Raw genomic sequence first — 6,415 nt, forward strand, 5'->3', positions numbered from 1 at the left:
CATGTCGGAGCGCAGAACAGGAACGGTGCTCGGCCTCGCTGCCGTGCCCCTTGCCGTCGTCGGCATGGTGTTCAGCATCGTCCTGTTCGGCGGCACCAACGACGCGGCCGTGTGCAACCCAGCGCCCGGCTCCGGCAGCAGCGTCACCATCGACCCGGAGACCGTGCCCGACACGGAGATCTCCGGCTACGGCCACGAGCAGCTCGTCAATGCCGCCTACATCATGCAGGCCGGCAAAGACCTCGGCCTCGGGGTCCGGGACCAGACCATCGGCGTCATGACCGCGATGGGTGAGTCCAGCCTGCGTGTCATCGACTACGGCGATGCCGTCGGCCCGGACTCCCGCGGCCTGTTCCAGCAGCGCGATAACGGAGCGTGGGGGTCCTACGAGGACCGCATGGACCCCTACATCTCCTCCACCAACTACTTCAACGTCTTGATGACGATCGAGGATCGCGACAACCTCGCGCCCACGATCGTCGCCCACAGGGTGCAGCGCAACGCCGACCCCTACCACTACGAACGGTACTGGGATGCCGCCGTTGCCGTCGTCGAAGGCCTGTCCGGCGTCGACACCGGGCTCAACCCCGGCAACGGCGGAAACACATGCTCGGGCGGTAACACCGTGCCCGGCGAGGTCAACCCGTTGGGCTGGGCCTCCCCGCACGCTGGGCCGCTCACCAGCCCGTACGGGTGGCGCATCCACCCAATCACCCACGAGCGGAAGTTCCACTACGGCGTCGACCTGGCCCCGGGCTGTGGCGAACCGATCTGGTCGGTGAACGACGGCGTGGTGATCGACCGCGGGTTCGACAGCGGCGGCAACGGCTACCTGACCATCGACCACGGCGGCGGCGTCACCACCCGCTACCTCCACATGTACGACAGCGGCATGTTCGTCAACGTCGGTGACGCGGTGAAGGGCGGCCAAGAGATTGCGGAGGAAGGTTCCAGCGGTCAGTCGACCGGCTGCCACCTCCATTTCGAGGTCCTGGTCAACGGAGAGAACGTCGACCCCGCCGAGTTCATGGCTGAGGTCGGCATCACGCTTGGATAGAAGGAGAACGTCATGAGCAGCACCAGCACACAGGCCGCCACATGGCCGCGCGTCGAGGCGACCGTGAACGCCGACGGCACCGCGGAGGTCAGCATCGGCGGCACGGTCCACCCGATCGAGGCCGAGGCGCTGCCCGAGGCGCGAACGCAGATCGTCGCGCTCGTCGCCGCCAAAGCAGGCCAGCTCGGACGCCCGTTGCGCGCCCTGATGAGCGACCCCGACGGAGAGTGGCCGCTCATCATCCACCCCGACGGCACGACGGCCGTCGACGAGGAACCCCCGGCGCGCACCCGCAGCCGAGAAGCCGACGCCCCCACGTCGACGGCACTCGCTCCGCAGCCGCCGGTCGAGGAGCCGGCCCCGGAGGCTGCGTCGTCCGCTCCCCCGGTGCACCGCGCCGAGGGGTGGGTGCGCTCAGCCGAGGAGCAGGCGGCCGAGGAGGCCGAGACCCCCGCAGCCGGCGAGAGCCCCGCAGCGTTCAGCTCGCGCCGCGAACGCCGGCAGTCGTTCCTCCTGCAAGAGCAGGTGGAGAAGCCGGCCACCCAGGGGTGGCGCGGTGCCGTCACCCGTGCAGGCATCCGCATGTCGCCCAGCGCGGCCGAGCGCGCCGAGCGAGCCGACGTGCGCGCCGTCTCGCAGCACTGGCCCGGCCCCCGCACCATCGCCATCGTGAACGCGAAGGGCGGCGCATCAAAGACACCGACGACGATCCTCCTCTCCGCCACGTTCGCTCGCCACGGCGGGGCCGGCGTCCTCGCATGGGACAACAATCAGACGCGCGGCACGCTCGGATGGCGCACCGAACAGGGGCCGCACGACGCCACGCTTCTCGAGCTGCTGCCCGAGGCCGGCCGGCTCCTGAGCACGGACGCCCAGTCCGCAGACCTCACGCGCTTCGTGCACCACCAGACTGCCGACCGCTTCGACGTGCTGCGCTCCAAGCCCGCCGTCCTGGCCAGTGAGCAGCGCATCACCGCCGAGGACGTCGACAACGTGCACGCCGTCGCCGCCAAGTACTACCGGCTCATCATCATCGACAGCGGCAACGATGAGACCGACCCGCTGTGGTTGCGCATGATCGACCACACCGACCAGCTCGTGCTCGCCACCACCACCCGCGCGGATCACGCGGAAGCGGGCGCGCTCCTGCTGGAAAGCCTGGCCGACCGCGACGAGCGCTCCGCGCGCCTCGCGGCGAACGCGGTCGCGATCGTCAACCAGGCGGACCCCAAGGCGACGGCCGCCGACGTGCGGCGCGTGGCCGACGGCTACGCGGCCTTTGTCCGCGAGGCCGTCACCATCCCGCACGATCCCGCCATCGTCGACGGGCTCGTGTCCTACGACGCGCTGCGGCCTACCACCCGTCGCGCGTGGCTCGCGGCCGGCGCAGCGGTCGCACGGGGGCTGTGAGCGAGACGCAGGCCGTCCGTCAGCCGGAGCGGGTGGCGGACTGGCCGCGGATCGCAGCCACCGTTCGCACCGACGGCACCGGGAGCCTTACCGTGAACGGCACTGAGCGGCCGTGCGCGGCGGCGGGCGTCGATGAGCTGCGCACCGGAATGATCGCCCGGTGCGCAGCAATCGCCGCTCGCCTGCACCGGCCCGTGCGCCTCGTCGTCACCGATCTGGCGCAGACCTGGACGCTCGCCGTCCGGCCAGAGGGCATCGTCCAGCTCGTCGACGAGGCCGGGCGCATTGCCTCAGCCCACGGCCTCGCCGCCCACGAAGGCCGATGCCGACGATGCCTGCGCCTGCAACCCGTCACCGCGCAGCGCTGCGAGCAGTGCGGCGTCGACGAGCCCCACCGGGTCGAGGCCGACCCGTTCCGCGCCGAGGCGGTCGTACGCGACGCCCCGCAGCAGTGACGCTCGGCGTGTCACGCTCGCAAATAGCTAGCGCTAGCACTATCGTCAGTGCCATGTCTCCACGACTTCCACGCGGCACACGGGTCAGCCCCGTGACTGCGGGCTGGAAGATCGAGGAGACCACGCGCGACCGCTTCAACGCGATCGCCGCCCACAACGGCATCTCGGCCGGCGCGCTCCTCGACCAGCTCGTGGAGTACATGCCGCTGGACGAGCGTGGACGGCCCGTGTGGCTGCCCCCGCAACCACCGAAGGACGGGGAGCTGCCTATCGACGGCCCGTGAAATCAGAGAACCCCCGCCCTTGGCGGGGCGGGGGTTCGAAGCTGAGTGCCTGATCTGATCTGAGTTTGGCGACTGGGTTCAGATCGAGGCGATGTGAGGAGGAACCGGCTGGGCGGCCGGGGCCTCGTTGTACCTATCTCACCGAAAGGTTGCTGCCATCATACGCGCTGATCTGCAAGACGGCCACAGCGATGCTGGCGCGTCGTGGGCGCTCACCGCCGCGGTGAGCCCCCGGCCGAACGTGCGCGTCGCAGCCGTCGACGCCTACGGCGTCGTCGTCAACGAGTACACCGGCCACCGCCGCGTAACCAGCACCGAGCCAGACCGCCCGTGGGCGGTCTACCTCGCAGGCGTCGACGGCCGATTCCGGCTCCTCGCCTTCGACCTCGACGCCAAGAGCCCCGGCGCGACCGAGGCCGCCGCCCGCGACGCGGACGTGATCGCCGGCCTGCTCGTCGACGCCGGGCTAGAGCCCGTCGTCTGCCAGTCCGGCCCTGCCGGCGGCCGCCACGTCTGGGCCAGCTTGGCCGAGCCTGTCGACGCCGGCACCGTGGCCACTGTGGCGCGCCTGGCGCGCCACCTCTGCCCCACGCTCGACCTCTCCCCCCTCAGCAACCCCGCCACCGGCTGCGTGCGGCCGCCCGGCGCACCACACCGCGCCGGCGGCCGGTCCACGATCCTGAGCGGTGAGCTGCGCGCACTCACGCAGCCGAAGGGCACCGCAGCGCAGGTGCACGCCCTGGCCGAGCGCCTGGCCCGGCTCGTCGACGACGCCGAGCCCGCCCACGCACACGACCCGCGAAAGCCCCTCCCACTCGACGAGCACAGCCGCCTGTTCCTGCCCGGCCCGCGCCGCGAGCTGCCCGCCAACAGCGCGGCCGCGCTGCGCGAGGACGCCGCCTCCGGAGACGCCTCTGCCGTCCTCTGGCGCGTGCTCATCGGAGCAGCCTCTGCCCGCTGGCGTCACGCCGACGTCGCCGCGCTCGTCGACAGCGCCCCCGGCCTCGAACACGTGCGCACCTACCGCGACCGCGGACAGCGCCGGCCCCGCAGCCGCGTTGACGCAGCCCGGACCCTCCGCCGGCAGTGGGACAAAGCGGTCAAGCACGTTGCCGGCACCGCGCGCCAGATCGGGGACGATCCCACTTTCGACGCCCGCGCCGACGTGATCGCCACCCACGTGCGCGCGCTCCAGCAGCGCGCCGACGCGGCCGCCGGCCGCTGGACTCGCGGCGGCGGTCCCGCCGACCGTCGCATCCTCGACGCGCTCTGCACCCTCGCTCTACAGGCCCTCAGCGCCTCTGTGGAGGCCGATACCCGCCGCCTGGCCCTCCTGGTCGGGGTCGGTCGCGAAACGGCGCGTACGGCCCTCCTACGGCTCGCGGATGACGGATGGATCGCGCAGCAGCGCCCCGCAGAAGGACCCCGCGCTGCGCACTGGACGATCGACCCCACCGAAGTTATCCCCAGCTCCCTCGTCGAGAGTCGGGCACAAGCGGACCCGCGCCCCGCAGGGGCCGGGGCCGCAGAACGAACCTCCCTCCTCGCAAGCCTCACCACACGCTTGACAGATGCCGCGCACGATCTGTTCACGCTGGGACCCGGGCTCGGGCACCTCGCCGGCTACGCCTACGCCCACTGCACCCCCACGCCTCAGAACGCCGTCGACCTCGCTCGATCGCTCGGAGCATCCGTCGCCCAAGCCACCCGCACACTCGACCGGCTCACGTCGGCCGGCGTACTCGTGCACACCCGGGACGGCTGGCGCAGGACGGCGACCGATCGGCGTCGAGCCGCGGCCGTTCGACGCGGCGTCGACGGACGCCTGGCCGATCGCGCCCGCCGCTACGCCGTCGAGCGCGAGCTGTGGGCGTGGTGGCAGGCCGAGAACACGTGGATGCACGCGCCGCAGCGCACCAGCTCGAAGCGCCGGCCGGGCCGCGGACAGCTCGCGCTCCTTCCCGACGACGGCACACACGCCTACGGCCCGCACCCGCGTCGAGCGGACGGGCGGCTGGACTGGCGCGAGGCGCGACGCATCGTCGAGGACGAACGCGGCGGAATCGCCCAGCGTCGGCCGCGATCCGACGCCGCCGACGGCGACGTATGGGCCGCGGAGGCGACCATCGTCGCCGTGCTCGGCGCGCGCCGAATCGCCTGACACACCACGCGCGTTGCACGAGGGTGCCGTGCGTCCACACGTGGACGGCTGACGGAGCACCCGCCCACCTGATGGACGACGACACGACGACTCCCCGCCCCCAATGTGCACAGCCCAGCTATCGCCGGGCTGGCCTGCACACAGTGGGGACGGCCGAGGCGCGATCCCGGTCGGCCGATGGCCTCCCCCCGCGAGAGCTGCGCCCTCGCGCTCCGCGTGCGTCCCTCCGGGCCGCGATCGACGGCCGCAAGCGGCCGGCTGTAGGTGCTGCGCACCGTCTTTTCGCCGTGAAGCCTTCGGCAGCATACGGTCGGCCAGCCTCCGCGCAACCCTTTCGGTCGGCCGCGCACGAAAATTCGCTCCTCCGCTGCGCTCCCCCGCGATTTTTCGGCCCGTCTCTCCCTGCAGGGTTGCACTCCGGCAGTCCTCCCTAGCGGCACTGATCGTGCCTTCACGGCAAAAAAACGTGGAGGGGGTAGGGAACCGGCCCTAACAGTACTAATACCGTCGGAGGTAGTGAGATGGTCCGCAAGGTCAAGAATGCCAAGAGCCCCGAGGAGCGTCGCGCCGAGGCCGAGGCCCTGCACGAGACGATCGCGGCGCAGGTCGAGGCGCTGCGGGACTCCGAGCAGTGGACGCGGTTCCTGCGGTTCGCACAGTCGTTCCACCGCTACAGCCTGGGGAACCTCCTGCTGATCTTCGCCCAGTGCCCCGAGGCGACCCACGTCGCCGGCTACCGCACGTGGCAGAAGCTCGGACGCCAGGTCCGCAAGGGAGAGCGTGGCATCCGCATCTTCGGCGGCCGCGAGGTCACCGAGACGGTCGAGGACGACAAGACCGGCGAAGAGAAGGAACAGCGCCGTACGCGGTTCTTTCCCGTGTCCGTGTTCGACATGAGCCAGACCGACCCCATCGACCCCGAGGCCGACGACCCGAGCGAGATCGTGCACAAGCTGACCGGCGACGACCCCGCAGGCATCTTCGAGGCCGTGGCCGACTACCTCACCGGCAAGGGCTGGACCGTCACCCGCGAGCCGATCCCCGGAAC

6 protein-coding genes are annotated in these 6,415 nt (G+C 71.4%); all 6 read left to right on the top strand.

What is annotated here, in order from left to right; all coding sequences use genetic code 11:
• Position 1 precedes the first annotated feature (1 nt).
• Positions 2-1,057: a M23 family metallopeptidase gene (locus tag ACWGPF_RS14990; protein WP_452333554.1), complete on the top strand. Its 1,056-nt coding sequence runs from the start codon at positions 2-4 to the stop codon at positions 1,055-1,057.
• 12 nt (positions 1,058-1,069) lie between these two features.
• Positions 1,070-2,467: a MinD/ParA family ATP-binding protein gene (locus ACWGPF_RS14995; RefSeq protein ID WP_452333555.1), complete on the top strand. Its 1,398-nt coding sequence runs from the start codon at positions 1,070-1,072 to the stop codon at positions 2,465-2,467.
• Entirely contained in the window at positions 2,464-2,922 is a 459-nt protein-coding gene (locus ACWGPF_RS15000) for a hypothetical protein (RefSeq protein WP_452333556.1), read from the top strand. The genes ACWGPF_RS14995 and ACWGPF_RS15000 overlap by 4 nt, the downstream gene beginning before the upstream one ends.
• A 92-nt stretch (positions 2,923-3,014) precedes the next feature.
• On the top strand, positions 3,015-3,206 hold the full coding sequence (locus ACWGPF_RS15005; protein ID WP_452333557.1) for a hypothetical protein: 192 nt from the start codon (positions 3,015-3,017) through the stop codon (positions 3,204-3,206).
• Positions 3,207-3,429: 223 nt separating this feature from the next.
• Positions 3,430-5,367: a hypothetical protein gene (locus ACWGPF_RS15010; protein ID WP_452333558.1), complete on the top strand. Its 1,938-nt coding sequence runs from the start codon at positions 3,430-3,432 to the stop codon at positions 5,365-5,367.
• A gap of 521 nt (positions 5,368-5,888) precedes the next feature.
• Positions 5,889-6,415, top strand: a 527-nt coding sequence (locus tag ACWGPF_RS15015) for an ArdC family protein (RefSeq protein WP_452333559.1), incomplete at its 3' end; no start/stop codon positions are given.

The organism is Microbacterium sp. NPDC055683, from assembly GCF_053617895.1.